This window comes from Nitrobacter sp. TKz-YC02 (genome assembly GCF_049852135.1).
Classification (GTDB): Bacteria; Pseudomonadota; Alphaproteobacteria; order Rhizobiales; family Xanthobacteraceae; genus Nitrobacter; species Nitrobacter vulgaris.
On sequence record NZ_CP180728.1, the window covers coordinates 3,778,010 to 3,802,525 of the forward strand.

Consider the following 24,516-nt stretch of genomic DNA (forward strand, 5'->3'; position numbering starts at 1 on the left):
GCGTATCTTGTGCGCCGTCGGACAAGCCGGTTCCGGGGGCCGACGACTGTTTCAATCCTGCGGAGACTTGGGAATGGCTAAGGGTACTGTGAAGTGGTTCAACCCGACCAAAGGTTATGGTTTCATCCAGCCGGCCGGGGGTGGCAAGGATGTGTTCGTCCATATTTCAGCCGTGGAAAGAGCAGGTCTTTCGACCCTCAACGAGGGGCAGACGGTTGAGTTCGAAGAAGTTGCCAATCGAGGCAAAACTTCGGCCGAAAACCTGAAGGTTTGACGCGGCGACGCGATCCTTCAGGCTCGGATAAAAGCGCGTCCTGACAGGCGCGATCCATTCCGGGCGAACGACATGGGCTCCGCCGACGCCATCAGGTTTACGCTATCCGCGCAGACTGAATCCGCCGGCGACGACGATCGGTAATCTTCTGGGCAAAGTCGCGCAGGAAAGCATTGCCTCAATCCTGCTTGATCCATTGATTTACGGTCATGACATCGGGCAGTTGCGCAAAGCCGCGCGTCCACATGTCAATGGCCCACTCGACACCCGTGGTGCGCTCCACCAGCACCGCGGTGTTATGCGGGGTCTGCAAGACAAGCGCGTTGCCGCGATAATGCGGATCTCCCACGGTGTGAAATTTGAGAAGCCTCCAGCCCTGCAGGACTAGCAACAGGCTCGTCACGTTGCGCGTCGTGTCCCAGCAATCGAAATTATGCTTGTCATCGCCGGCGCGGAAATCAGCCCGCGCCACACGCCTGTCGGTTCCCAGGATCGATCCCATGTGGCGATCGAACCAGACCACCGCATTCTGGACAGCCCGGCGTTCCGCAGCGGCCGATGAGCGGCCGGCCGCCAGAACTCGCCCTAACGCAGCACGGTCGGCGGACGTGAAGTCAAGACTTTCGCGGCGCCGGCAGACGAAACCGTAGCAGACCGTCATGGATTCCGCGGTCGGGGGATTGATCGAAACCGAGGTATAAAGCTGCGAGATTCCCGGACTGAGTTCTGCGGCTTCGACAGGATGATCCACGCCGTTAGCCATGAGCAGCATCGCGCCCACCACAAGCAGACGAGACAGGCGGCGCACGCGGGCGCGGTCATGTTGTCGTTCCGGAAAGCCCGCCATCGTCCCTCGACCTGATATCCGATCCCGGACTGAGATTAGCCTGTTCGCGCGGAGAGAGGGTCGCGCAGGCGCAACAGCGATCCTATTTATCGATGACGCGTGCCGCTCACATGCTGCTACCAGAACCGGAAAGTTTGTGCACGGAACTTAGCGGGACCGCTCCCGCTCAAAAATCGGGGAATCGATCACGTTCGTGATTTTGCATCGATTCAATCCAGAATCATCGTGATCAGGAATCGCCGATGTCGCCCCAGCTTCCACTGCCGTTCTCGGTTCCCTACGCTCCGGATGACCAGCCAATCGCGGAGCGGCTGCTCGCCGAGGCTCGGCTGACACCTGAGCGGGAAACGCGGATCGATCGAACGGCGCGACGCCTGATCGATGCGATCAGGCAAAACGACGACCCACTCGGCGGCGTCGAGGATATGCTGCGCGAGTTTGCACTATCGACCAAGGAAGGCCTCGCGCTGATGGTGCTCGCCGAGGCGCTACTGCGGGTGCCCGATGCCGAGACCGCGGACAGATTCATCGAGGACAGGCTCGGGCAAGGCAATTTCATCCACCACGAGACCAAATCCAGCGCCTTTCTTGTCAACGCGTCCGCGTGGGCGCTCGGGTTGTCGGCGCGGGTCATCCAACCGGGCGAGACGCCGCAGGGAACCATCGGGCGGCTCGCGAAACGGCTCGGCGTTCCGGCGATTCGCGCGGCGACGCGGCAGGCGATGCGGCTGATGGGCAGTCACTTCGTACTGGGCGAAACCATTGAGGCTGCGCTCGAGCGGGCGCGCGCGCATTCCGCGGGATGCACCCGCTACTCCTTCGACATGCTCGGCGAGGGCGCGCGCACCGCTGCGGATGCGGACCGCTATTTCAGTTCCTACGCCGCCGCCATTGAGGCGATCGGCCACGGCGCGGGCGACAGGCCCCTGCCCGACCGCCCCGGCATTTCCGTCAAGCTGTCGGCGCTGCATCCGCGCTTTGAGGCAGTGAGCCGAGGGCGGGTGATGGCGGAGTTGGTTCCGCGCGCCATCGATCTTGCCAAGCGCGCCAAAGCGCTCAATCTCGCCTTCACGGTCGATGCGGAGGAAGCGGATCGGCTGGAGCTTACGCTCGATGTGATCGCCGCCATTGCCGCCGACCGCTCGCTCGCTGGCTGGAGCGGCTTCGGCCTCGCCGTCCAGGCCTATCAGAAGCGCGCCGGCGCCGTGATCGACTATATCGACGACCTCGCAAGAGCCCTGAACCGGCGGATGATGGTTCGTCTGGTGAAGGGCGCGTATTGGGACACTGAGATCAAGCGCGCGCAGGAGCGCGGGCTCGACGGCTATCCCGTGTTCACCCGCAAGGCGATGACCGACCTGAACTACATCGCCTGCGCGAAAAAACTGCTGACGCTGCGGCCGCGCCTGTTTCCGCAGTTCGCAACCCACAATGCCCTCACTGTCGCAACGCTTCTCGAACTGACGGACAGAGAGACCGGCTTTGAATTCCAACGCCTGCACGGCATGGGCGAAGCCCTCTACACCACGCTCTGCAAGGATCGCCCCGGGATCGCTTGCCGCATCTATGCGCCGGTCGGCAGTCACCGCGACCTGCTCGCTTATCTGGTGCGCCGCCTGATCGAGAACGGAGCCAACTCCTCCTTCGTCGCGACGGTCTCCGATCCCAATATGCCGCTAGACACGCTGCTGCGCAGACCGGTCGATATCATAGGAAGCGCCGACAGCGCCGAGTACGCGAAGATTTCACTACCGCGCGACCTTTTCCAGCCGGAGCGCATCAATTCGCGCGGAGTCGAATTCGGCGAGCGCGCCGCGGTGAACCGGCTGGTTGCCGAGGTCGCGGCTGAGCACGTCTCAATCATGCCGGTGAACGATAGCGGCCCGGACGACGTGAACCGTGCCGTTGCCGCGGCGCGCAGCGGGTTTTCATCGTGGAGCCGCGCATCCGCGGCTGTGCGAGCCGCCGCCCTGGATCGCGCAGCCCACCTGTTGGAACAACGATCGGCGCGTTTCATCGCGCTCTTACAACGGGAAGGCGGCAAGACGCTGGACGATTGTGTGTCGGAGGTCCGCGAAGCCGCCGACTTCTGCCGCTACTATGCCACGGAAGGGCGCAAGCTGTTCGGCGAGGCGCAGCCGTTGCCCGGGCCGACCGGCGAACGCAACACGCTGCGGCTGCGCGGGCGCGGCGTTTTTGCCGCGATCTCGCCCTGGAATTTTCCGCTGGCTATCTTCTCGGGGCAGGTGACGGCGGCGCTGATGGCCGGAAATACCGTGGTTGCGAAACCGGCTGAACAAACGCCGAGGATCGCCACGGAAGTTGTGCGCCTGCTGCATCAAGCCGGGATTCCGGAGGCGGCGCTTCACCTCATTCAGGGCGACGGACACATCGGGGCTGCGCTTGTCGCGCATCGCGACATCGCGGGCGTGGTCTTCACCGGCTCAACAGAAGTGGCGCGATCGATCAACCGCACGCTCGCCGCCAAGGACGGCCCGATCGTGCCGCTGATCGCCGAGACCGGCGGCATCAACGCCATGATCGCCGACGCCACCGCGCTGCCCGAGCAGGTCGCCGACGATGTCATGACTTCGGCATTTCGCTCGGCCGGGCAGCGTTGCTCCGCGCTGCGGCTTCTGTTCGTGCAGGAGGACGTGGCCGACCGCATGATCGAGATGATCGTTGGCGCAGCGCGCGAATTGAGGATCGGCGATCCGTCCGATCCCGCCACCCACGTCGGCCCGGTGATCGACCGCGAGGCAAAGGATCGGCTCGATGCGCATATCGCGCGCATGACGCGCGAGGCTCGGGTACATTTCGCAGGACTTGCCCCGTCATCAGGCAATTTCGTCGCGCCGCATATCTTCGAGCTGGACAACGCGCGGCAACTGACCGAAGAGGTGTTCGGACCGATCCTCCACATCGTGCGCTATAGCGCCTCCGGTCTCGATGGGGTTTTGGACTCCATTGCCGACACCGGCTATGGCCTGACGCTCGGCATCCACTCGCGCATTGACGATACGATCGAGATGGTCGCTGACCGGCTTCAGGTCGGCAACATCTACGTCAACCGCAACATGATTGGCGCTGTGGTCGGAGCGCAGCCATTCGGCGGCCATAGGCTGTCAGGGACAGGACCCAAAGCCGGCGGCCCTCACTATCTCACCCGGTTTGCAAGCGAACAGACCTTAACGGTAAATACCGCAGCCGCCGGCGGCAATGCCGCATTGATGACCGAAGTAGGCTAGAGCTTTTTGATCAGGCGCGTTTTCTTCACGCGAACCGGATTCCACTTCGCTCAAAAACGCTATAGTGACAGCAGGACAAGCCGCGCCGTCTCACGCTTTGCGAAGCCCTCAGACGTGCAACGACCATTATCGATTCAACCCTGGCCGCCCGAGGCCTCTGCTTGGGATTGCAGGCTGGCGCCAGCGACGATGGGCACTGCGCGGTTCGCTTGCGGTTTTCCGATAATCGCTCAAGCGCGGGGAGGTCGCCCGAACGCAAACCGGCCCGAACATCATGCATCGGGGCCACTGCTAGGCGGGCGATCAGCGGAATTAAGTAGTTGGTCAGGCTGCTAGTGTTGCGAGGCCCGCCACTTTCAAAAGCGCTGCGAGTTGTTTGCGGGCATAGAACATACGGGTCTTCACGGTGCTTGGCGGAATGCCGATGATCTCGCCGGCTTCTTCGACCGTCTTCTCGTGATAGTAAACGAGATGGATGATCTCGCGATGAGCCGGGGACAGCTTGGCGATGCAGGCTCGCAGAATTTCGCTGACGTTGCTGCGATCGAGCGACGCCTCGGGCGTATCGGCGCCATCGGCGATTTCCCGGACATTCTCCTGGTCGATATCCTCATGCCGGCGCTGGCGCATCGTGGTCAGCGTTTTGAACCGGGCGATCGAAAGCAACCACGTTGATACCCGTGAGCGGCCTTCGAACTGGCCGGCAGTACGCCAAACATCCAGGAATACCTGGCTGACAATATCTTCGGCCGCCGTCGTGTCGCGCAAGCTGCGGAGCACGAAGCGATAGACCCGGACGTTATGCCGCAAATATAGGGTATGCATCGCCGCCCGGTCGCCGTGGGCGATCCGCTCAAGAAGCATCTCATCTGTGGTTGCCTGGGCAGCGATAATGCCTTGGCAAGCGGCTGCGTTAATCGCGATGACATTTTGCATGACGGCTCCCCTTATCGTTGGGCAGAATATTAGCCGTCTCACGTTTCAGAACGCCTGCACGGAAAGCAGAAAATGGTTTCGCGGGAAGGTGCAATTGTTTCGTCCCCTCCCTAGCGATGAAACAATCAGCGAAACCCAGCGTATACTCCGCAAAAAAATGCATACCGGTTCTGTGGCGCAAACTGTTGAATATTAAGGTATTTTTGTCAGTTTCGACTGAGCTGGGAAAGCACTGTTCGTTGGAACGTCGTTAGACTTAGCCGTTGGAGCAACTCAGGATTTGTCGCCGGAAGGTGAAAACAGATAACCGCCACCCCGGATGGTCCGAATCACCGCGGGCTTTGCGGGGTCGGGCTCGATCTTCCGCCGGATCCGCATGATTCGCAGATCAATCGCCCGATCAAAGGCTTCGCTGTCGCGTGCATTGGCCAGTTCCAGCAGCCGCTCGCGCGACAGAACCCGTTTCGGATTGGCGGCGAAGACCTTCAACAGACCAAACTCCGACGCCGTAAGCGGATGTTCGTTGCCTTCGTCGTCCCGCAAGGCCTGAGCCTCCAAATCGAGCCATTTGGTGCCGAAGCGAACGAGTCGACCTGCCGGCGTGGCGGCGACGACATCGGGCGCGCCCTCCATTTTTGGCGCACTTCGCCGCAGCACCGAGCGGATACGCGCCATCAGTTCGCGCAACTCACAGGGTTTTGCCACGTAGTCGTCGGCGCCGAGTTCGAGGCCGACCACACGATCAATCGGGCTGGCCGTCGCCGTCAGCATGATCACCGGAATGTTGGTGCGGCTCTTGAGATCGCGGATGATCGAAAGGCCGTCCTCCTCCGGCATGTTCAGATCGAGTACTACGAGATCTGGCGTTGTCCTGCCGATCGCGTCGCGCAAACTTCGGCCGCCGTCGCACAACGTGATGGCGAAGCCATGCATCTTGAGATAGTCACCCACCATCTCCCGGGCAGGCGCCTCGTCGTCAACCACAATGATATACGGATTCCTGTTCATGTCAGATTGTCGTAGGCAAGATGATGGTGAAGGTCGATCCCTGTCCGGGGCCACCACTATCGGCTTTGATCTGACCATCATGCATTTCGACGATCCGTTTCACGATCGACAGGCCAAGGCCGGTGGAGCTTTCACCGGCGGTGGGTTTTGCGGACAATCGCTGGAAACGGCCGAACAGTCGTCCTAGATCCTCGGGCGACAGGCCGGCGCCCTCGTCCGTGACGCGGATGATTGTGTGGTCCGCGTCCTGGCCGACCAGCAGCGTGATTCTGCCCCCCACCGGACTGTACTTGATGGCGTTGCTGACGAGATTGTCGATCGCCTCGCGCATCCGGTCTTGGTCGCAGATCGTGACGTGCCCGGTGGGCGCCGACACGGCGATGGTTTGCTGCTTGTTAACCGCTGATAGCTGATTGGCCTCGGAGACCTCGGCGACCAGCGCCGCGATATCGACCGGCTCGCGCTTTATAGTGATATCGAAGGCGTCGGCCATGGCGTCTGAAATCAGGTGATCGACCATCGTAATCAGGCGCTTGGTGGCGTCGCGAATGTGATCGACCTGCACGGTGACGGTGTCCCCGTACGAGCCTGCGCTGACAAGTTCGGCGAGCATTTCGGTCCGCCCCAGGATGACGCCGAGAGGATTCTTCAGGTCGTGCGCCACGGTTCCCAGAATCTCATTCTTGAACCCGTTGGCCCGCTGCAACCGCAGCCATTGCACGGAAAGCCTGCGATTGGCTTGCATCAACGCGCGCGTGCGCTGCGCCACGCGGTCTTCGAGCTGCGCGTTGGCGTCCTGCAATTGCTCATAGAGGATCACGTTGTCGAATGCGATCGACAGCCGGCTGCCGAAGATCTCCACGAGGGACCGATCAGTATCCGATAGATCGCGCTCGGCCTGTAACAACACCACGACTTCGCGTCCACTGCCGGTGCGGATATAGAGGACCGAACGGTGATCGGCGAATTCGTGCTTACGCCGCCTGAAGGCGTCCTCGACCGTCTGCTTGAGATCGGAATCGAGCGATGCCTGGCCGTCGACCCCGCTGAAGCAGCTGTAACAGCCGGACCCCGCAAGAACCGCAAAGTCATCATCGACCGCGCCGCCGTCGCGCAACACCAGAATGCCCGCACAGTCGATGTTCAAAAGCGACGCGATCTGCGTCAGGACGCCTTCGGCCAAACGCTGCATCGACTTAAAATCGTAGAGCGTGGAAGCCGCATCTATGATGATCTCGAGGCCGCGACGGGTCTGCACCATCCGTTCGAGCTGCTGATTGCTGCGCAGCGCCGCGGTCAAGGAGGTGAACAGTTTGTCGGCGGTGAGTTCCGTTTTGGCCTTGTAATCGTTGATGTCGTAGTCGACAATAACGCTACGCTCCGGCGCTTGTCCCGGTTGCCCGGTGCGCAGGATGATGCGCACGGTTTCGTTCCGCAGCTCGTTACGGATGAATTCGACGAGATCGAGGCCGGCTTCGTCGGTCTCCATGATTACATCGAGGAGCACCGCGGCGATGTCAGGGTGCGCGCGCATCAGCTCACGTCCCTCGGCAGCCGAATAGGCCGACAGAATCTCCAGCGTCTGTCCGTTAAGACTGTAATCACTCAGCGCAAAGCGCGTACCTTCATGCACCGCCCGATCGTCGTCGATCACGGCGACCTTCCACTTGCGGACCGTCGACGCCCCGGGGCGATCAGCTCCAGAATCGTCGATCAGGTCGAGGAGATCATCCTGGTAGGCCATTGTACTGCCCCGCTGTCTGTTTCCGTGCCAGCGCCGGCGCCGGATCGCGGCATGATAATGCGAAAAGTTGTTCCTTGTCCCAGCCCTGATTCCACCGTCATCCGACCGCCAAGTTGCTGTGTGACAAGGTTGTAGACAATGTGAAGCCCAAGGCCGGTGCCACCCTCGTTGCGGCGTGTGGTAAAGAAGGGCTCGAACGCCTGCCGCTGGACGTCCGGTGTCATGCCGATACCATTGTCGGAAAAAATGATCTCGATGTCATCATTGGTGCGCAGGCTCGCCGCGATGGAAATCGTACCCGACTGCCCATTCGGGAACGCGTGATTGGCAGCGTTGAGAAAAAGATTAGTCAAAATCTGCCCGTACAAGCCGGGAAACCCATCGATAATCAGACCTTCCGGGACATCGACAGCGATGTTTATCGGGGATCGCTTCAGCACCGGACGGAGGCTGGCGACGATCTGGCCGGTGGATTCACTCAAGCTGAACTGGCGGCGCTCAGCGTGAGATCGATCGACGGCAACCTGCTTGAAGGACTGGATCAGTTCGCCGGCCCGGTGCAGATTTGCAACCAGCTGACGAGCTGCATCGCGACAGGTGCTCACGAATTCCTCAAGCTGCGAGCGCTTCAGTGGCGTCTTGGATCTCAATTCGGCGTCGAATGTGTCGGCGCGCCACGCGAAACTCGAAGCAACCGTGAGGCTGATGCCGATCGGATTGTTCACCTCGTGCGCGACGCCCGCGACCAGCCCCCCGAGCACTGCAAGCCGCTCAGCGTCGATCAGATTGCGCTGCACCGCGTTCAATTCTAGCAAAGCATTCTCGGCCCTCTGCTTCGATGCCCGCAATTCGTCCTCCGCCGCGCGCTTGGCGATGGCGTTCCTACGGAACATCTCGACCGCGCGCGCCATAGTGCCGATTTCATCCCGCGCGACGGTGCCGGCGACTCTGCGGCTGTAGTCGCCAGACATGATCGCGCGCATCGACCTCATGAGCTGCCGCAGGGGCAGACGGATGCTGAGCGCGATGACAACGCCGGCAATCACAATGATGGCGAGAAAGATCGCGGCGATCGACAGCATCTTGCGGGAGATGCTTGTGAGAGTGTGGTCAAACGTCAACTGCGCATTCTGCTCACGCTGACGCATCTTGACCGACAAGCCGTCGATCGCGGCGATGGTCTCAGCCTGGCTGACGTCGATGGAGTTACGCGAAAGATCAGTTCGCTTGGTGAGCAGATCGGACAGGTTCGCGATCCCATCATGCAGCGCAGATGTTCGTGTTTTGAGCCGCTGCAATGCGTCGTGCTGGAGATCGTTTTCGGCAAAATCGATCATCGCAGGGATCGTGCGCGCGATCGCATCGATATTCTTTCGGACTTCGTCCGCACTGGTTGACGCGGGCGCGAGGTAGTAGGCGTTCGCGGCCACCAGCATCGCCGTGAATGCCTCGCGTGATTTGCCAAGTGTCGGCCATATCCGCGCGTCGCGGCGACTGGTCGCACCCTCGATGATCGAATAGAGGCCGGCCATGTCCTTGGTAGGCGCCAGGATTTGGTTCTCATAGGTCTTGGCAATCGTCGTCTGCAATGCGCGCAATTCCCTGAAACCGCTGAGAAAGCGTTCGCTGGCGCGTTCCAATTCGTCGACCGTACCCAGCAATATCGGGTCAGTCGAAGCGCGCGCTCTCAAGGTGCCGAGGACAGCCTCGCGCAACAGCAAGATTTCCGCAAACAGATCGGGACCGGGCTGATTGACGTAGCGATGGATCAGGTTTTGCAGTCGACCGGTCTCGCTCTCGAGAACCGCAAGGATCTTATCGGAGTCCCTGACCTGACGTACGTCGTCCCATGCCGACCCCAGGGTCTTGGCACCGCTCCATATCAACAGCGCAAGAACCAGCACGGCCGCAGAATTCAAAGCCGTGATCGAGAAAATGCGCCAGCGGATCGGAATAGCACGAACCAGGCCGACAATGCCCGAGCGGCCCTCGTGCTGCTCTGCGGCTATGCCGTTCTGGGTCTCGGCTGGAACCAAATGGGGCTACCTTGCGGATTCGTTCGCTGCGGCTTTCCCGACGACAGCAGCTTCAAACGACAGCCTGGCGACGATTGTAGCGCACGGCAAGCCCCATCGGTCGATGCGAGCTGGCCTGCCTCGAAGTCACAAACTGACGGCGCGCACGGCACACCGACGCGTGACCCCTTTGTGAGAGTCATCCATCTCAAGAAAAGGTTCAACGCGAGGAAATACCAATCTGGCGCTTGATGGACTGGGACGGGCAGGCCGCCCCGGTCGTCAATCGGAGGCCGCGAGGGGTCTTGTCAGGCAATGACCGCGGAGTTCGGCCCCGCCGGGGCAGAGGCGCACACGATGCAAGTACGAGCATGGAGACTGCGCTGCAATTCTGCATGAGCCGAAATCCCCTTGGATTCCCGGTCAGCGGCCTCAGCGTCATCTGGTCGACCCTGATCGCGGACCCGAACACCTACTCCTTCTTCGGCTCTTTCGACATCCGTTCCAGGCGGTCCTGCATCTCCTTCATCTGCTGACGAAGATCTTCGATATTGTCGCCGGGATCGGGAGTGTCAGGCGTTTTCTCCGGCTCGGGCGCGGCGGTCCCGTTGCGCGGCGGCACGAATGGCTTGAACATCGAGAACGTGCGCTCGAAAAGCTCCATGTTGCGGCGGACATGCTCCTCGAGCGGCGCGAACGGAGTGCCGCTGAAGCTACTTGTCATCTGCTTGCGAAACTTCTCCTGCTCGCGGGTCAGCATGTCGATCGATCGTTCGAGATATTTCGGCACCACCATCTGCATGCTATCGCCGTAGAAACGGATCAGCTGCCGCAGGAAGGTGGTCGGGAGCAGGTTCTGCCCCGTTTTGTTTTCCTGTTCGAAAATGATCTGCGCCAGCACTGAACGGGTGATGTCGTCTCCAGTCTTTGCATCGAAGACAAGGAAATCCTCGCCCTGCTTGACCATCCCCGCGAGATCTTCGAGCGTCACATAGGTGCTGGTGCCGGTATTATAGAGCCGCCGGTTCGCATATTTCTTGATTGTCGTCGGTGTCTCTGATTTCGCCATAGATCCCACACGTCCCTGCCGAGGACAAGAAACCCCGCCGGCATCCACGATGGGGTTAACACGTAACGCATTGCAGCAAAGTAAGCACTTTCAGCCCGCTTCGGCTACCGTTTTATAAAAAACAGTTAATGCCAATGCATAGAAAGTGCTCACGATCATGTACGGGTGCAACTTCCAGCCATTGGCGTGATTGACACACTCTCGTGAGGTCAACAGGATATATATCTGAGTAGATCACGGACCGCCGGTACGGCCTGTCATCATCGAATTTTCAAGTCACTCAAGCCCCAGCAAGTCACTTAAGCTCCAGGAGGTGTCCATGTCAGACGATGTCGTCATCGTCAGCGCCGCCCGCACTCCAGTGGGAAGTTTCAACGGTGCGCTTGCCACGACGCCCGCCCACGCCCTCGGTGCTATCGCCATCAAGGCTGCGCTGGAGCGGGCGGGAATCGAGCCCGGACGGGTCTCCGAGGTCATCATGGGCCAGATTCTGACTGCGGCGCAGGGCCAGAATCCGGCACGTCAAGCGTCGATCGCCGCCGGCATTCCTGTGGAAAGCCCGGCCTGGGGCGTCAACCAGCTCTGCGGTTCGGGCCTGCGCACTGTCGCGCTCGGCTATCAGGCCATCCTGAACGGGGATTCGGATATCGTCGTCGCGGGCGGACAGGAATCCATGAGCATGGCGCCGCATGCGCAGCACCTGCGCGGCGGCGTGAAGATGGGCGGCCTCGAACTGATCGACACCATGATCAAGGACGGGCTGTGGGATGCGTTCAACGGTTACCACATGGGAAACACCGCCGAGAACGTCGCCCGTGAGTACCAGATCACCCGCCAGCAGCAGGACGAATTCGCCGCCGGCTCGCAGAACAAGGCGGAGGCCGCGCAGAAAGCGGGCCGATTCAAGGACGAGATCGTGCCCGTCACCGTCAAGAGCCGCAAAGGCGATGTTGTGGTCGACACGGACGAATATCCGAAGGCTGGCGTGACGGTCGACGCCATCGCCAAACTGCGACCCGCTTTTGAAAAGGACGGCACTGTGACCGCGGCCAACGCGTCGGGGATCAACGACGGCGCCGCGGCCGTCGTCCTGATGTCGGCCGCGCGGGCGGCGAAAGAGGGCAAGACCCCCCTCGCCCGCATCGTTTCCTGGGCCCATGCCGGCGTCGACCCGAAGATCATGGGCACCGGCCCGATTCCGGCCTCCCGTGCCGCGCTGAAAAAAGCAGGCTGGACGATCGGCGACCTCGACCTGATCGAAGCCAATGAAGCCTTTGCCGCACAGGCCTGCGCCGTCAACAAGGACCTCGGCTGGGATACCTCAAAGGTCAACGTCAATGGCGGCGCGATCGCCATCGGCCATCCGGTCGGCGCCTCGGGCGCGCGCGTGCTGGTGACCCTGTTGCACGAAATGCAGAAGCGAAACGTCAAGAAGGGCCTTGCCACGCTATGCATCGGCGGCGGCATGGGAATCGCCATGTGCGTTGAGCGCGGTTGAGCGGATGAAGGCGGCGAAAATGGACATTGAGTCGCGCTGACAACCAAATGCTCGGCCTCGTGCCGAGCATTTTTATCTAGTGGAGTGAATTTGACATTCGCGACCCACCTAACCGCGAGTTTCGGGCGCGAACGTCAAATTCAGAACTCCACTAGCAACTTAAATTTGCGAGTGGTCCTTCCATTCTAACATTCGCAAGAAGGCTCGCTGCGACGGGATGCGAAGGTTAGAATCGGACCACTAGAAAGCTTTTTGTTTCAACGATCAGGATAAATCCGGCTTTCCGTAGCGTTTACGAGCGAAGTGGGCACCGGTTCGCGTCAAGAAGCGCGTCAAAACAAAAGCTGGAACTCCAGGAGGACGACGCATGGCAAGAGTGGCATTGGTGACGGGGGGAACGCGAGGCATCGGCGGCGCGATCAGCAGAGCGCTGAAAGCGGCCGGATACAACGTCGCGGCGAGCTACGCCGGCAACGACGCTGCGGCGGAAAAATTCAAGGCGGAAACCGGCATTCCTGTTTACAAGTGGGATGTCGCTTCCTTCGATGCCTGCGCTGGCGGCATCAAGCAGGTCGAAGCGGACCTCGGCCCCATCGAGGTGCTCGTGAATAATGCCGGCATCACCAAAGACGGTGCCTTCCACAAGATGACGCTCGAGCAGTGGAGCGCCGTCATCAACACCAATCTCGGCTCGCTGTTCAACATGACGCGCCCGGTGATCGAGGGAATGCGCGCGCGCAAGTTCGGCCGCATCATCAACATCTCTTCGATCAATGGCCAGAAAGGCCAGTTCGGACAGGTGAACTATTCGGCGGCGAAGGCCGGAGACATCGGTTTCACCAAGGCGCTGGCACTGGAGAACGCCAAGAACGGAATCACCGTGAATGCGATCTGCCCGGGATACATCAACACGGAAATGGTGCAGGCCGTGCCCAAGGACGTCATCGAGAAAAACATCCTGCCGCAGATTCCGGTGACCCGCCTCGGTGAGCCCGATGAGATCGCGCGCGCGGTGATATTCCTCGCCGCCGACGATGCCGGCTTCATCACGGGATCGACGCTGAGCATCAACGGCGGCCAGTATCAAGCGTGATGAATAGTGCATAGGGTGGACATGCCGCTTCTTTCCTTTTCCCAAGAGAGGAGAAGGAAGAAATCATGACCTCCCGGACCGCCACACTCATCGGCCTCGCCGCCATCCTGATGTGGTCGCTGCTCGCGGTCATGACGGTCGCAACCGGGCACATTCCCGCGTTTCAACTCGCGGCCATGACGTTTGCGATTGGTGGTCTTGCCGGCTGCACGAGCTGGCTGTTCCGCCCCGAAGGCGTCAGCGCGTTGCGACAGCCGGCGGTTGTATGGCTCGTGGGGGTGGGAGGGCTGTTCGGCTATCATGCGTTGTATTTCATCGCGCTGCGACAGGCGCCGCCCGCCGAAGCGGGTCTCCTGAATTATCTCTGGCCGCTGTTGATCGTGCTGTTCTCCTCGATGCTGCCAGGCGAGCGGCTGGCGCCGCATCATCTGATCGGCTCGATCCTCGGGCTGGCCGGGACGGTTTTGCTGTTTGCGGGCGGTACTTCGATTGTGTTCGAACGCGCTGAGATGTCCGGTCTTGCGGCGGCGTTCATGGCGGCGTTTGTCTGGGCAGCGTATTCGGTGCTGTCGCGACGCCTGGCCTCGGTTCCAACCGACGCGGTCGCGGGCTTTTGCCTAGCGACGGCTGCACTAGCGGGGGTTGCGCATCTGCTCATGGAACAGACGGTGTGGCCGGACAGCGCGGCACAGTGGCTCGCGATCGCCGCGCTCGGCATCGGTCCCGTCGGCCTTGCCTTTTATGTCTGGGATATCGGCATGAAGCGCGGCGACATTCGCGTGCTCGGCGCGGCCGCCTATGCGACGCCGCTGCTTTCGACCGCGTTCCTGATCCTGGCGGGTTTCGCGAAGCCGACTGCGGCGCTCGCCGTCGCGACCGTGCTGATCGCGGGCGGCGGGTTGATCGCGGCGAAAGACATGATCTGGAAATAGCGTTTTCGAGCGAAGCCTATCCTCGGGCCTGACCCGAGGATAGGTACCGATTCGCCCACACCGTTTACGCCTGCAGCGTCGCAAAGTGCCCGCGCCGCTGCAGCCAGGCCAGCAGGATCAGGCTCGGCAACGCCGCCAACATGCAGATCGCGAAGAACAGCGGCCATCCCGTCGCCTCGGCGACGAACCCGGCGCTGGCGGACAGATAGGTTCGGCCGACCGCGGCGAGCGCCGTGAGAAGCGCATATTGGGTCGCGGTGTGCAACGGATTGCGGCACATCGCCGACAGATAGGCGACGAAGATCACCGTGCCGATAGCGCTGGTGAAATTCTCCGCTGTGATAGCGAGAGCCAGCGCCCATTGATTGACGCCGACCAGCGCAAGCCATGAGAACGACAGGTTGGCGACGGCCTGCAAAATGCCGCCGATCCACAGGCTCGTCGCCAGTGAATAGCGCCGCGCCACGAAGCCGCCGGCAAAACCGCCGATCAGCGTCGCGGCAAGACCGACGCCTTTGACGATGGCGGCGTAGTCGTTGCGGGTGAAGCCCAGATCGATGACGAACGGTGCGGTCATCGTGCCGGAGAACGCGTCGGTGAATTTGAACAGCACGATGAAGGCGAGCGCGGCGAGAGCGTCCTTACGGCTCAGAAATTCAGAGAATGCGCCGACCGCGGCATTCATGACCCGCGCGAAACCGCCCTTAGCCCGCGTCGTCAGTTCGGCGCGCACGGATTGCTCGGGCTCGGTGGCGGCCAGCGCTGTGACGGTGCCGATCAGAACCATCACCGCCATGCTAATGTAGCCCCACGCCCACGCCGAGGCGCGGACCAGGCCTGTCCCTTCGAATGCGCTGACTAGGAAGAGAGCTCCAGCGGTCGAGACCAGCATGCCGATGCGATAGGCGGCGACATAGCCCGCCATGCCGGCAGCCTGCTCGCTTTCCGGCAGGCTCTCGACGCGAAAGGCATCAACCACGATGTCCTGCGTCGCCGACGTCGCCGCCACGAGCACCGCGCCGAGCGCGACAAACCACGGCGCTTTCACTGGATCGGTCGAGGCCAGCAACAGGATTGCCGCGATCAGAAGCAGTTGTGAAAAGACGAGCCAACCGCGACGGCGGCCGAACCGCCGCGTCAGCAGCGGAATATGCAGGGCATCGACCAGCGGCGCCCACAGAAACTTCAGCGTATAGGGTGTGCCAACGAGAACAAACAGACCGATATCGTGCAGATCGATGCCGGATTCTTTCATCCAGATCTGCAGCGTCGAGCCCGACAGCGCCAGCGGCAGGCCGGACGAGAAGCCGAGCATCATGACAATGAGGACGCGCGGTTGCAGATAGACCGCCATGCTCTCGCGCCAAGACGCGCGGGAGGTAGCCTCGGATACGGTTGGGGCGACGTCCGGAGCGCTCATGCCGCAGTGCTAGCAGATTCGGTCAGTTCCGCCCTCCTCTTACTCACCCGCCTGGATCTTGCGGGCGAACTGCGGCGGAAACACCGTCGGTTCGACGGGCTCGACGATCCGTGGCGTCTCCGCAGCCGCCTCGTCCTTGCTGAAATCGAGTTCCTCGATCCTCGTAGCCCGTTTGCCGATCTTGCCGGCCGAGATCAGGACCTGCCTGACATCCTCGCTGACCTGATCGAAATGGCTGCCGAGCCTGCTGACCCGGTCGCGCAGGCGCTCGACGTCACCCATCATGTTCATGACCTCGATCCGTACCTGATCCGCAGCATCGCGCATCCGCGCGTCCTTGAGAAGCTGCTGCATCACCTGAATCGCCAGCATCAAGAGTGACGGCGATACCAGCACGATCCGGGCGCGATAGGCCTTCTGGATCACATCGTCGAAGCTGTCGTAAATCTCGGCATAGACCGATTCCGACGGCACGAACATCAGCGCGGTGTCCTGGGTCTCGCCCGGGATCAGATATTTTCCGGCGATGTCGGTGACGTGCCGCATGACGTCGGCGCGCAGCCGCTGGGTTCCGAGTTTCCTTTCGTCGTCGGTTCGGGCGTCGCGCAGCGCCGTCATCGCCTCAAGCGGAAATTTCGCATCGATGCAAAGCGGGCGCTGATCGGGGAGGAAGATTACGCAATCCGGCCGCTTGCCGTTTGGCAGCGTGTACTGAAAGGCGAACGAGCCTTTCGGCATTCCGTCCTGCACAATCGCCTCCATCCGCGCCTGACCGAACGCGCCGCGCGACTGCTTGTTGGCGAGCACATCGCGCAGCGTCGTCACCTGCGTCGTCAGTTCGGTCAGGTTCTGGTGCGCGTTATCGATAATTCCGAGCCGTTCGTGCAGCACCCGCAGACTGTCCATGGTGTTGCGCGTGGTCTGCTCCATCGACTGGCCGACGCGGTGGGTGACCGCGTCCAGCCGATCGCTGACCGCCCGCGCCATCTCCGCCTGTCGCCCTGCGAGCGCCTTGCCCATGGCGTCGACACGGCCGGCGGCCTCGGCCTGAGCCCGCATCATATCGTTGAGGCGGTCCTCCAGCTCGTCCGCGCGGCTTGCTTGCGCGGTGGCCATGTCGGTTCCCCGGCGTCCCGAGCGCGCGATCACAATGGCGATGATCAGCAATAATACAAGCGCCAGCGCACCGAACCCGATCAGCACGGCGCTGGTCCGCACTGGCACGTCACCCAGTATGAAAAGGATCTCGTTCATCTGGATCTTGTAGCCGATTCGGCCGTGTTCGCGAACGAAGAGCGAACACACTGAGTTAACGAAAGCTCAACGTGCCTGCTCATGACGGCCGGACGGTCAGTGCAGCTCGCGGATTGACCCGGACAGACTCGGGGATTACATCGCCGACATGGCCATTCGCGAAATCATCATTGTGCCGGACAAGCAATTGCGCCTGGTTTCCAGGCCGATCGAAAAAGTCACGCCGGAAATCCGCAAGCTTGCCGACGACATGTTCGAGACCATGTACGACGCGCCGGGCATCGGGCTCGCCGGCATCCAGATTGCGCAGCCTGTCCGCATCGTCACCATGGACCTCGCCAAACGCGATGAGGAAGGAGAGACGAAACCGCGGCCGCGTGTCTTCATCAATCCGGAAATCCTCTCGGCTTCGGAGGAACTGTCGGTCTATGAAGAAGGCTGCCTGTCGATCCCCGAATATTACGAGGAGGTCGAGCGGCCGGCGCGCGTGCGGATTCGCTTCACCGATCTCGACGGCAAGGTTCACGAGGAGGATGCCGACGGTCTTTTCGCCACCTGCATCCAGCATGAGATCGACCATCTCAATGGCGTGCTGTTTGTCGATCACCTCTCGAAACTGAAACGCGACCGTGTGATGAAAAAATTCACCAAGGCCGCGAAGCTCGCCGCGAGATAAAGCGGCTTCTTGCCGCGCAGAAATCAATCAGATGCCGCTTCGCCTGATTTTCATGGGCACCCCCGAATTTGCGGTGCCGACCCTCCTGCAACTCGTTGCCCATGGCCATGAGATCGCAGCCGTATACAGCCGCGAGGCGAGGCCCGCCGGCCGTGGCATGAAGCTGCAGCCGAGCCCGGTGGCGCGGGAAGCGCAGCGCCTAGGCCTCCCCGTGCTGACTCCGAAAACACTCAAGGCGCCGGAAGCGCTGGATCAATTCCGCTCGCATGGAGCGGACGCCGCTGTCGTCGTTGCCTACGGCATGATCCTGCCGCAGGCGATTCTCGATGCGCCGCGATCTGGTTGCTACAATCTGCACGCATCGTTGCTGCCGCGCTGGCGCGGCGCTGCACCGATCAACCGCGCCATCATGGCCAGCGACGCCGAAAGCGGCGTCATGGTCATGAAGATGGATGCCGGCCTCGACACCGGCGACGTCGCCATGGCCGAGCGGATCACCATCACCAATGCGATGACAGCGTCGGATCTTCATGACGCGCTGGCGCCGCTTGGGGCTGATCTGATGGTGCGTGCGATGGCCTCGCTGTCGCGCGACGGCCTGCAATTGACGAAGCAAAGCGAACAAGGCGTCACCTACGCCGCCAAGATCGACAAGGCCGAGGCGCGCATCGACTGGAACAGGCGTTCGCGCGATGTGCTCCGCCACATTCATGGCCTGTCGCCGTTTCCGGGCGCCTGGTGCGAGATGCCGGTGGATGGCGAGCCGGTCCGCGTCAAGCTCCTGCGGTGTGAGCTGGCCGAAGGCGCGGGATCGCCGGGGAGCCTCCTCGACGACCGTCTAACGATCGCCTGCGGCGAAGGCGCGATCCGCATCCTTGAATTGCAACGCGCCGGGAAGCCACCGCTGAAGGCCGACGCCTTTCTGAACGGCACGCCGCTGACGCCGCCGCTGCGGCTCGTCTGATGCCCCGCTACAAGCTGACCATCGAATATGACGGAGGTCCCTTCTGCGGCTGGCAGTACCAGGACAACGGCCCCTCGGTACAGGGCGCGCTGGAGGCGGCAGTGAAGGCGATTTGCGGTGATTGCGTCCGCGTGCACGGCGCGGGCCGCACCGATGCCGGCGTCCATGCGCTGGCGCAGGTTGCCCATTGCGACATCGCGAAGCACTTCGTGCCGAATCGATTGCGTGACGGACTCAACGCGCACCTGCGCCCGCATCCGATCGGCGTGCTCGAAGCCGAGATCGTGCCCGACAGCTTCGAGGCGCGCTTCTCAGCACGCCGGCGACATTACATCTATCGCATCGCCAATCGGCGCGCGAACCTCGCCATCGATGTCGGCCATGTCTGGCGCGTGCCGCGATCGCTCGATGCGGAGGCGATGCACACGGCGGCACAGCGGCTCATAGGAAAGCACGACTTCACGACATTTCGCGACACCGAATGTCAGGCGAAATCGCCGGAGAAAACGCTCGATCAACTCGACGTCGTCAGGACCGGCGACAACGTCAACATCATCACGTCGGCGCGCTCGTACCTGCACAGCCAGGTGCGCTCGATGGTGGGATCACTGGTGTGGGTCGGGCATGGCCGCTGGAGCGCCGATGACCTGTCCAACGCGTTAGACGCGCGGCGGCGTGAAGCGTGCGGGCCGGTGGCTCCGCCCGACGGATTGTATCTTGTGCGGGTGGATTACTAAGAGCGAATCCGTTCCAGCGCATCCCAGAACAGGCCCTCGCCATCCTTCACATTGGCGGTCCAGTCCTGATGCGCGAGGTCGTTGGCGTCGTCGGTGATGAACTTGAACGCACGCCACGGCAGGCCGTGCCGCCGGCACACCTGCGCCACTGCGAACAGCTCCATGTCGACGATGTCGATGTTGTTCTCGATCAGCCACGGGTCGGAGCTTGTGACAAAGCTATCGCCGGTACCGCAGACGACACCGCCCTGGCCTGAAGTCAACAGATCAAGCTCGGGGGCGAACGGCGTGCGTCCGCGCGGCGCCAGCGGCATCGCCATCATGTCGCGCTGGACGACGTTTGAGACCTCCACGAGACCCTGGAGCGTCTCATTGATCTTTCCCGCGGTCCCGTAATTGATGACAAGTGACGGGTGCATCGTCAGCAGCGCCAGCGTGGTTGCGCTGGCGGCATTGATCTTGCCAACGCCGGTGTAGATCACCCGGACGCCATCGGGCGCGCGCGCCTTGTCGAGTTCGTCGTCGATGGCGGTGAGGACGAGGATTTTGTCGTTCATGCGAAGTAGCGATCCAGCACGCCGCGGTAGATACGGGTCAGCCTTTCGAGATCGGCCACCGGCGTGCGCTCGTCGATCTGGTGCATGGTCTGCCCGACCAAACCAAACTCGATCACCGGGCAATAGTCCTTGATAAAGCGCGCATCCGAGGTGCCGCCGCCGGTGCTGAGCTCCGGTTTGCGGCCGGTGACCTCCTCTATGGCTGCGACCAGGAGATCGGTGAAGGGGCCGGGCTCGGTCAGGAACACGTCGGCATTCGAGGGCTCCCACACGATGCGGGTCGCAATGCGATTGCCTGAGATCTCGGCGACGCGCGCCTCGATCAGCGTACGCAGCGATTCCTGACTGTGATGGTCGTTGAAGCGGATGTTGAACTTCGCGCGCGCCTGTCCCGGAATCACATTGGCCGCCGGATTGCCGACATCGACCGAGGTGAATTCCAGATTGGAGGGCTGAAACTGAGCACTCCCCCGGTCCAGCGGATCACTGACGAGCGCCGTAATCAACGCGGCGATGTCCGGAATCGGATTTGACGCGCGATGCGGATAAGCGACGTGGCCCTGCACGCCATCGACATATAGCGTGCCAGACTGTGAGCCCCGGCGGCCGATCTTGATGCAATCGCCGAGCTCCTCGATATTGCTGGGCTCGCCGAGCACGCAGTGATCGAATTTTTCGCCGCGCGCGGCGGCCCATTGCATCAGCTTGACAGTGCCGTTGACGGCGATGTCTTCCTCGTCCCCGGTGATCAGGAACGAGATCGAGCCGTCGCCGTCTTTCCCCGGCTGGCCGCCATGCTCCGCGAGATAGTCAAGCGCGGCAGCGACGCTGCAGGCGATTCCGCCCTTCATGTCGACCGTACCGCGCCCATAGAGGAAACCATCAACCACGTCGCCTGAGAACGCGCCACGGGTCCAGGCGCCCTCATCGCCTGGAGGCACGACGTCGGTATGGCCGGCGAACGCGATATGAGGGCCGGTCGTGCCGATACGGGAATAGAGATTGTCGATGTCAGCGGCGCCCGGTTCGCTGAAGGTGATGCGGTGGACATCAAATCCCGCACCCTTGAGCAACGTCTCAAGTACATTCAGCGCGCCTGCATCCGCCGGCGTCACCGACGGGCAACGGACGAGATCGCGAGCGATGGAGAGCGCGTCAGACGGCATCATTGGGGCGACGCTTCAAGTGGATCAGCGCCGAAGCGGTTTGGCCCTTGCGTGCCGCGCAGGCAGCCGAGTTCGATGATGATCCAGACGGTCACCGCGAAATTCCCGACGTCAAGGATGAACTTGCTGCTGGGCGTCGTGGCAGTCTCTTGCAGCAAGTCGACGATGGCACCGACTCCCCAAAACACGAGCATCCACCATCCGCTTTGGTCTCGATCACGCAAACGCTTAATTCCCGCGGCAGTGTTTGACCAAATCATCAACAGACCGACGACAGCGGAGATCGCAATAAACAAGTAGTTCACCGGCGCGTCGGTCCAAGGAGTAGCGTTCGAAATTTCACGCCCTATGAGAGCTAAGGCAAATACCAAGCAGGCGGTAAAAATGGCAAGATTGATCAGCACTACCCACCAGTATCTGGCTCGATTGATCCGGCCCTGAAAGCTGAACAGCAGCGTCGTCAGTTTCATGAGCGGTCTCCGGGAGGCTTAATCCCGCAGCAGTTCATTGATCCCGGTCTTGGAGCGAGTGCGTTCGTCGACGCGCTTGACGATGACCGCGCAGGCCGTGGACGGCCCCGGCTGGCCGTTCTTCAACGGCTTGCCCGGCAGAGCGCCCGGCACCACCACCGCATATTCCGGCACTTCGCCCATGAATATCTCGCCGGTTGCGCGGTCGACGATTTTGGTCGAGGCGCCGAGGAAAACGCCCATCGATAGCACCGCGCCCTTGCGTACGATGACGCCTTCCGCCACTTCCGAGCGCGCACCGATGAAGCAATCGTCCTCGATGATCACAGGTCCGGCTTGCAGCGGCTCCAATACGCCACCGATGCCCGCGCCGCCGGAGATGTGGACCCGCTTGCCGATCTGGGCACAGGAGCCGACCGTGCACCAGGTGTCGACCATGGTGCTTTCGTCAACATAGGCGCCAAGATTGACGAACGACGGCATCAACACAGCGTTCTTTGCGATGAAGGCGGAGCGACGCACAATCGCACCCGGCACGGCCCGAAAGCCCGCGTTACGAAACCGGTTCTCGTCCCAGCCCTCGAACTTCGACGGCACTTTGTCCCACCACACGGCGTTGCCGGGACCGCCGGGAATAACGCTCATGTCGTTGAGGCGAAACGACAGCAGCACAGCCTTCTTGAGCCACTGATTGACGATCCACTTGCCGTCAGCCGCGCGCTCGGCGACGCGTACCTCGCCCTTGTCGAGCAGGTCGAGCGCATGATCCACCGCCTCGCGCACCTCGCCCTTAGTCGCGGGGGTGACGGTGTCGCGCGCGTCGAACGCGCCGTTGATGGTGGTCTCGAGAGAAGCGAGCGACATCGGATTTCCTGCGGCTTTACTACGCGAATGCGGTTTGTCAACGCGGTGTTCTCTGGGACGGAGGCAGACATGTCAAGCCGAGCGCGCCGTCAGCCCCGCCAGAAATCCGGAGAGGTCGTCGGTCACATGGTGGACATGCGGTGCGCCGCGACCTTCCATTTCCCATTCCTCCCGCACAACCTCGCGCGTCCCGTCCGGCACGACCAGCACGGTCGTCATCCCCAGTTCATGCGGGACGACGAGATTGCGCGCCAGATCCTCGAACATCGCGCTTTTCGCGGCATCGACGTGATGCCGTTCGAGAAAGCGACGATAGGTCAGCGGCGACGGCTTCGGCTCCATCTCTGCGGCAATGATGTCGAACACGGCCTCGAAGTGGTGGCCGAAACCAAGCCGCTCTAGCACCTTACCGGCATGGGCGGTCGAACCGTTGGTCAGAATCAGCTTGCGGCCCGGAAGCCTTTCGATCGCCGCGCCCATCGCCGGATTGGGGTCGAGCGGCGAGTGGTCGATCTGATGGACGTAGGCGAGATAGTCGTCGGCTGAGACGCCGTGCTCGGTCATCATGCCGCGCATGCTTGTGCCGAAGCGCTTGTAGTAATCCTTCTGGATGCGCCGCGCCTCGACGGGATCGACGTTGAGGAACTGGCCGATGTATTCACCGATCCGTGCGTCAACCTGCTGCCAGAGGTTGACGTGATGCGGATACAGCGTGTTGTCGAGATCGAACACCCACGTGTCGATGTGACTGAAGCCGCGGTGTGGATGTCGCTGCGCGTCGATCACTTGTGAATCAGCGTTCCCGTGCCCTGATCGGTAAAGAGCTCCAGGAGAACCGCGTGAGGAGTCTTTCCGTCGATGATGACGACGCCGCCGACGCCCTGTTCGAGCGCGTAAATGCAGGTTTCGACCTTCGGGATCATGCCACCCGAAATAGTCCCGTCGGCGATCAGCTTGCGCGCGTCGCTGATCGAGAGCTCCGGAATGAGCTTCTTCGACTTGTCGAGCACGCCTGGAACGTCCGTGAGAAGCAAGAGACGTTTGGCCTTCAGCGCGCCTGCCACTGCCCCGGCGAAAATATCGGCATTGACGTTGAATGTCTGGCCGCCTTTTGAGGTGGCCAGCGGCGCCAGAACCGGAATCAGCTCGTGACCGATCAACTGATTCAGAAGCGTCAGATCGACGTGTTCGGGTTCGCCTACAAAGCCGAGATCGACGACCTTCTCGATGTTCGAATCCGGGTCCGCCAACGTTCGCGTGGCCTTCAAGGCGGTAACCATGTTGCCGTCCTTGCCGCAAAGTCCGACGGCCTTGCCGCCAGCCTCGTTGATGTAGCCAACCAGTTGCTTGTTGATCGAACCGGCGAGCACCATCTCGACGATTTCAATCGTCGCGGCATCGGTAATACGCAGTCCGGCGGCGAATTCGGATTTTATCCCGAGCCGTTGCAGCATGGCCGCGATCTGAGGACCCCCGCCATGCACCACCACCGGATTGATCGCGGTCTGCTCGAGCAGCACGATGTCGCGGGCAAACTGGCGGGCGACCTCCTCTGAGCCCATGGCATGGCCGCCGTACTTGATGACGATCGTCTCCTCGTCATATCGCTGCATGTGCGGCAGCGCCTCGGACAGGATGCGCGCCTGATCGAGCGGGCTGATGCGGGAGTCATCGGACATGACGCTGATCTCTCGAGACTGATCTCTTGGCCGGCGGGATAAAACGGGTTCTAACCGATCGGCGG

At 61.7% G+C, this 24,516-nt stretch carries 22 protein-coding genes; 8 read left to right on the forward strand and 14 right to left on the reverse strand.

Annotated elements, in window-relative coordinates; genetic code table 11:
- The first annotated feature begins 73 nt into the window (after positions 1-73).
- Positions 74-274, forward strand: a complete 201-nt coding sequence (locus ACM561_RS18145; RefSeq protein WP_011316219.1) for a cold-shock protein — start codon at positions 74-76, stop codon at positions 272-274.
- Between the two features lie 178 nt (positions 275-452).
- Here ACM561_RS18145 and ACM561_RS18150 read toward each other — a convergent pair whose 3' ends face one another.
- A complete protein-coding gene (locus ACM561_RS18150; protein WP_425909819.1) occupies positions 453-1,046 on the reverse strand; it encodes a hypothetical protein in 594 nt (197 codons plus the stop codon).
- Between the two features lie 317 nt (positions 1,047-1,363).
- On the opposite strand from ACM561_RS18150, the gene putA reads away from it, so the two are divergent.
- Positions 1,364-4,369: a bifunctional proline dehydrogenase/L-glutamate gamma-semialdehyde dehydrogenase PutA gene (gene putA, locus ACM561_RS18155; RefSeq protein ID WP_425906946.1), complete on the forward strand. Its 3,006-nt coding sequence runs from the start codon at positions 1,364-1,366 to the stop codon at positions 4,367-4,369.
- 324 nt (positions 4,370-4,693) lie between these two features.
- On the opposite strand, the gene ACM561_RS18160 is transcribed toward putA, so the two are convergent.
- The 5 genes from ACM561_RS18160 to phaR form a co-directional block, all read right to left on the reverse strand.
- The gene (locus ACM561_RS18160) at positions 4,694-5,305 is read right to left on the reverse strand and encodes a sigma-70 family RNA polymerase sigma factor (protein WP_425906948.1); all 612 of its coding nucleotides are present in this window, start codon (positions 5,303-5,305) and stop codon (positions 4,694-4,696) included.
- Between the two features lie 273 nt (positions 5,306-5,578).
- Positions 5,579-6,313, reverse strand: coding sequence for a response regulator (locus ACM561_RS18165; RefSeq protein WP_425906950.1), 735 nt, complete (start codon positions 6,311-6,313; stop codon positions 5,579-5,581).
- Position 6,314: 1 nt separating this feature from the next.
- Positions 6,315-8,057: an ATP-binding response regulator gene (locus ACM561_RS18170; RefSeq protein WP_425906952.1), complete on the reverse strand. Its 1,743-nt coding sequence runs from the start codon at positions 8,055-8,057 to the stop codon at positions 6,315-6,317.
- Positions 8,027-10,066, reverse strand: a complete 2,040-nt coding sequence (locus ACM561_RS18175; RefSeq protein ID WP_425909821.1) for an ATP-binding protein — start codon at positions 10,064-10,066, stop codon at positions 8,027-8,029. The genes ACM561_RS18170 and ACM561_RS18175 overlap by 31 nt, the downstream gene beginning before the upstream one ends.
- A gap of 478 nt (positions 10,067-10,544) precedes the next feature.
- The gene (gene phaR / locus ACM561_RS18180; protein ID WP_309774110.1) at positions 10,545-11,141 is read right to left on the reverse strand and encodes a polyhydroxyalkanoate synthesis repressor PhaR; all 597 of its coding nucleotides are present in this window, start codon (positions 11,139-11,141) and stop codon (positions 10,545-10,547) included.
- 319 nt (positions 11,142-11,460) lie between these two features.
- On the opposite strand from phaR, the gene ACM561_RS18185 reads away from it, so the two are divergent.
- From ACM561_RS18185 to ACM561_RS18195, 3 genes are all read left to right on the forward strand, one after another.
- The gene (locus ACM561_RS18185; RefSeq protein ID WP_425906954.1) at positions 11,461-12,639 is read left to right on the forward strand and encodes an acetyl-CoA C-acetyltransferase; all 1,179 of its coding nucleotides are present in this window, start codon (positions 11,461-11,463) and stop codon (positions 12,637-12,639) included.
- 367 nt (positions 12,640-13,006) lie between these two features.
- Positions 13,007-13,732: an acetoacetyl-CoA reductase gene (gene phbB / locus ACM561_RS18190; protein ID WP_309774108.1), complete on the forward strand. Its 726-nt coding sequence runs from the start codon at positions 13,007-13,009 to the stop codon at positions 13,730-13,732.
- A 65-nt stretch (positions 13,733-13,797) separates the two neighbouring features.
- Positions 13,798-14,664, forward strand: coding sequence for a DMT family transporter (locus ACM561_RS18195; protein WP_425906957.1), 867 nt, complete (start codon positions 13,798-13,800; stop codon positions 14,662-14,664).
- Between the two features lie 64 nt (positions 14,665-14,728).
- Here ACM561_RS18195 and ACM561_RS18200 read toward each other — a convergent pair whose 3' ends face one another.
- Both ACM561_RS18200 and ACM561_RS18205 read right to left on the reverse strand, forming a co-directional pair.
- Entirely contained in the window at positions 14,729-16,084 is a 1,356-nt protein-coding gene (locus ACM561_RS18200; protein ID WP_425906959.1) for an AmpG family muropeptide MFS transporter, read from the reverse strand.
- Between the two features lie 39 nt (positions 16,085-16,123).
- Complete coding sequence (locus tag ACM561_RS18205) at positions 16,124-17,338, reverse strand: DNA recombination protein RmuC (RefSeq protein WP_425906960.1); 1,215 nt, start codon at positions 17,336-17,338, stop codon at positions 16,124-16,126.
- A gap of 148 nt (positions 17,339-17,486) precedes the next feature.
- Here ACM561_RS18205 and def point away from each other — a divergent pair, with 148 nt between their 5' ends.
- From def to truA, 3 genes are read left to right on the forward strand one after another with little or no spacing between them, the layout of a single operon-like run.
- Positions 17,487-18,014 carry a peptide deformylase gene (def, locus tag ACM561_RS18210; RefSeq protein ID WP_425906961.1) on the forward strand — a complete coding sequence of 176 codons (528 nt, stop codon included), beginning with the start codon at positions 17,487-17,489 and terminating at the stop codon, positions 18,012-18,014.
- Between the two features lie 31 nt (positions 18,015-18,045).
- Positions 18,046-18,978 (forward strand): methionyl-tRNA formyltransferase, encoded by a 933-nt coding sequence (gene fmt / locus ACM561_RS18215; RefSeq protein ID WP_425906963.1) that lies wholly within the window; start codon positions 18,046-18,048, stop codon positions 18,976-18,978.
- A complete protein-coding gene (gene truA, locus ACM561_RS18220; RefSeq protein ID WP_425906965.1) occupies positions 18,978-19,715 on the forward strand; it encodes a tRNA pseudouridine(38-40) synthase TruA in 738 nt (245 codons plus the stop codon). Before fmt ends, truA begins: the two co-directional genes overlap by 1 nt.
- On the opposite strand, the gene ACM561_RS18225 is transcribed toward truA, so the two are convergent.
- From ACM561_RS18225 to argB, 6 genes are all read right to left on the reverse strand, one after another.
- Positions 19,712-20,272 carry a 5'-methylthioadenosine nucleosidase gene (locus ACM561_RS18225; protein WP_079448165.1) on the reverse strand — a complete coding sequence of 187 codons (561 nt, stop codon included), beginning with the start codon at positions 20,270-20,272 and terminating at the stop codon, positions 19,712-19,714. The genes truA and ACM561_RS18225 overlap by 4 nt on opposite strands.
- On the reverse strand, positions 20,269-21,438 hold the full coding sequence (gene dapE / locus ACM561_RS18230) for a succinyl-diaminopimelate desuccinylase (protein ID WP_425909822.1): 1,170 nt from the start codon (positions 21,436-21,438) through the stop codon (positions 20,269-20,271). The genes ACM561_RS18225 and dapE overlap by 4 nt, the downstream gene beginning before the upstream one ends.
- The gene (locus ACM561_RS18235; RefSeq protein WP_425906967.1) at positions 21,438-21,908 is read right to left on the reverse strand and encodes a DUF805 domain-containing protein; all 471 of its coding nucleotides are present in this window, start codon (positions 21,906-21,908) and stop codon (positions 21,438-21,440) included. The genes dapE and ACM561_RS18235 overlap by 1 nt, the downstream gene beginning before the upstream one ends.
- An 18-nt stretch (positions 21,909-21,926) precedes the next feature.
- Entirely contained in the window at positions 21,927-22,772 is an 846-nt protein-coding gene (gene dapD, locus ACM561_RS18240) for a 2,3,4,5-tetrahydropyridine-2,6-dicarboxylate N-succinyltransferase (RefSeq protein WP_425906969.1), read from the reverse strand.
- Positions 22,773-22,844: 72 nt separating this feature from the next.
- Entirely contained in the window at positions 22,845-23,558 is a 714-nt protein-coding gene (locus ACM561_RS18245; protein ID WP_425906971.1) for a pyrimidine 5'-nucleotidase, read from the reverse strand.
- The gene (argB, locus tag ACM561_RS18250) at positions 23,555-24,451 is read right to left on the reverse strand and encodes an acetylglutamate kinase (protein ID WP_425906973.1); all 897 of its coding nucleotides are present in this window, start codon (positions 24,449-24,451) and stop codon (positions 23,555-23,557) included. Before argB ends, ACM561_RS18245 begins: the two co-directional genes overlap by 4 nt.
- Between the last annotated feature and the right edge of the window lie 65 nt (positions 24,452-24,516).

Bases quoted from the DNA above. Each gene is read 5' to 3' on its own strand.
- ACM561_RS18145 (WP_011316219.1), top strand. From the start codon at position 74: ATGGCTAAGGGTACTGTGAAGTGGTTCAACCCGACCAAAGGTTATGGT.
- ACM561_RS18150 (WP_425909819.1), bottom strand. From the start codon at position 1,046: ATGCTGCTCATGGCTAACGGCGTGGATCATCCTGTCGAAGCCGCAGAA.
- putA (WP_425906946.1), top strand. From the start codon at position 1,364: ATGTCGCCCCAGCTTCCACTGCCGTTCTCGGTTCCCTACGCTCCGGAT.
- ACM561_RS18160 (WP_425906948.1), bottom strand. From the start codon at position 5,305: ATGCAAAATGTCATCGCGATTAACGCAGCCGCTTGCCAAGGCATTATC.
- ACM561_RS18165 (WP_425906950.1), bottom strand. From the start codon at position 6,313: ATGAACAGGAATCCGTATATCATTGTGGTTGACGACGAGGCGCCTGCC.
- ACM561_RS18170 (WP_425906952.1), bottom strand. From the start codon at position 8,057: ATGGCCTACCAGGATGATCTCCTCGACCTGATCGACGATTCTGGAGCT.
- phaR (WP_309774110.1), bottom strand. From the start codon at position 11,141: ATGGCGAAATCAGAGACACCGACGACAATCAAGAAATATGCGAACCGG.
- ACM561_RS18185 (WP_425906954.1), top strand. From the start codon at position 11,461: ATGTCAGACGATGTCGTCATCGTCAGCGCCGCCCGCACTCCAGTGGGA.
- phbB (WP_309774108.1), top strand. From the start codon at position 13,007: ATGGCAAGAGTGGCATTGGTGACGGGGGGAACGCGAGGCATCGGCGGC.
- ACM561_RS18195 (WP_425906957.1), top strand. From the start codon at position 13,798: ATGACCTCCCGGACCGCCACACTCATCGGCCTCGCCGCCATCCTGATG.
- ACM561_RS18200 (WP_425906959.1), bottom strand. From the start codon at position 16,084: ATGAGCGCTCCGGACGTCGCCCCAACCGTATCCGAGGCTACCTCCCGC.
- ACM561_RS18205 (WP_425906960.1), bottom strand. From the start codon at position 17,338: ATGAACGAGATCCTTTTCATACTGGGTGACGTGCCAGTGCGGACCAGC.
- def (WP_425906961.1), top strand. From the start codon at position 17,487: ATGGCCATTCGCGAAATCATCATTGTGCCGGACAAGCAATTGCGCCTG.
- fmt (WP_425906963.1), top strand. From the start codon at position 18,046: ATGCCGCTTCGCCTGATTTTCATGGGCACCCCCGAATTTGCGGTGCCG.
- truA (WP_425906965.1), top strand. From the start codon at position 18,978: ATGCCCCGCTACAAGCTGACCATCGAATATGACGGAGGTCCCTTCTGC.
- ACM561_RS18225 (WP_079448165.1), bottom strand. From the start codon at position 20,272: ATGAACGACAAAATCCTCGTCCTCACCGCCATCGACGACGAACTCGAC.
- dapE (WP_425909822.1), bottom strand. From the start codon at position 21,438: ATGCCGTCTGACGCGCTCTCCATCGCTCGCGATCTCGTCCGTTGCCCG.
- ACM561_RS18235 (WP_425906967.1), bottom strand. From the start codon at position 21,908: ATGAAACTGACGACGCTGCTGTTCAGCTTTCAGGGCCGGATCAATCGA.
- dapD (WP_425906969.1), bottom strand. From the start codon at position 22,772: ATGTCGCTCGCTTCTCTCGAGACCACCATCAACGGCGCGTTCGACGCG.
- argB (WP_425906973.1), bottom strand. From the start codon at position 24,451: ATGTCCGATGACTCCCGCATCAGCCCGCTCGATCAGGCGCGCATCCTG.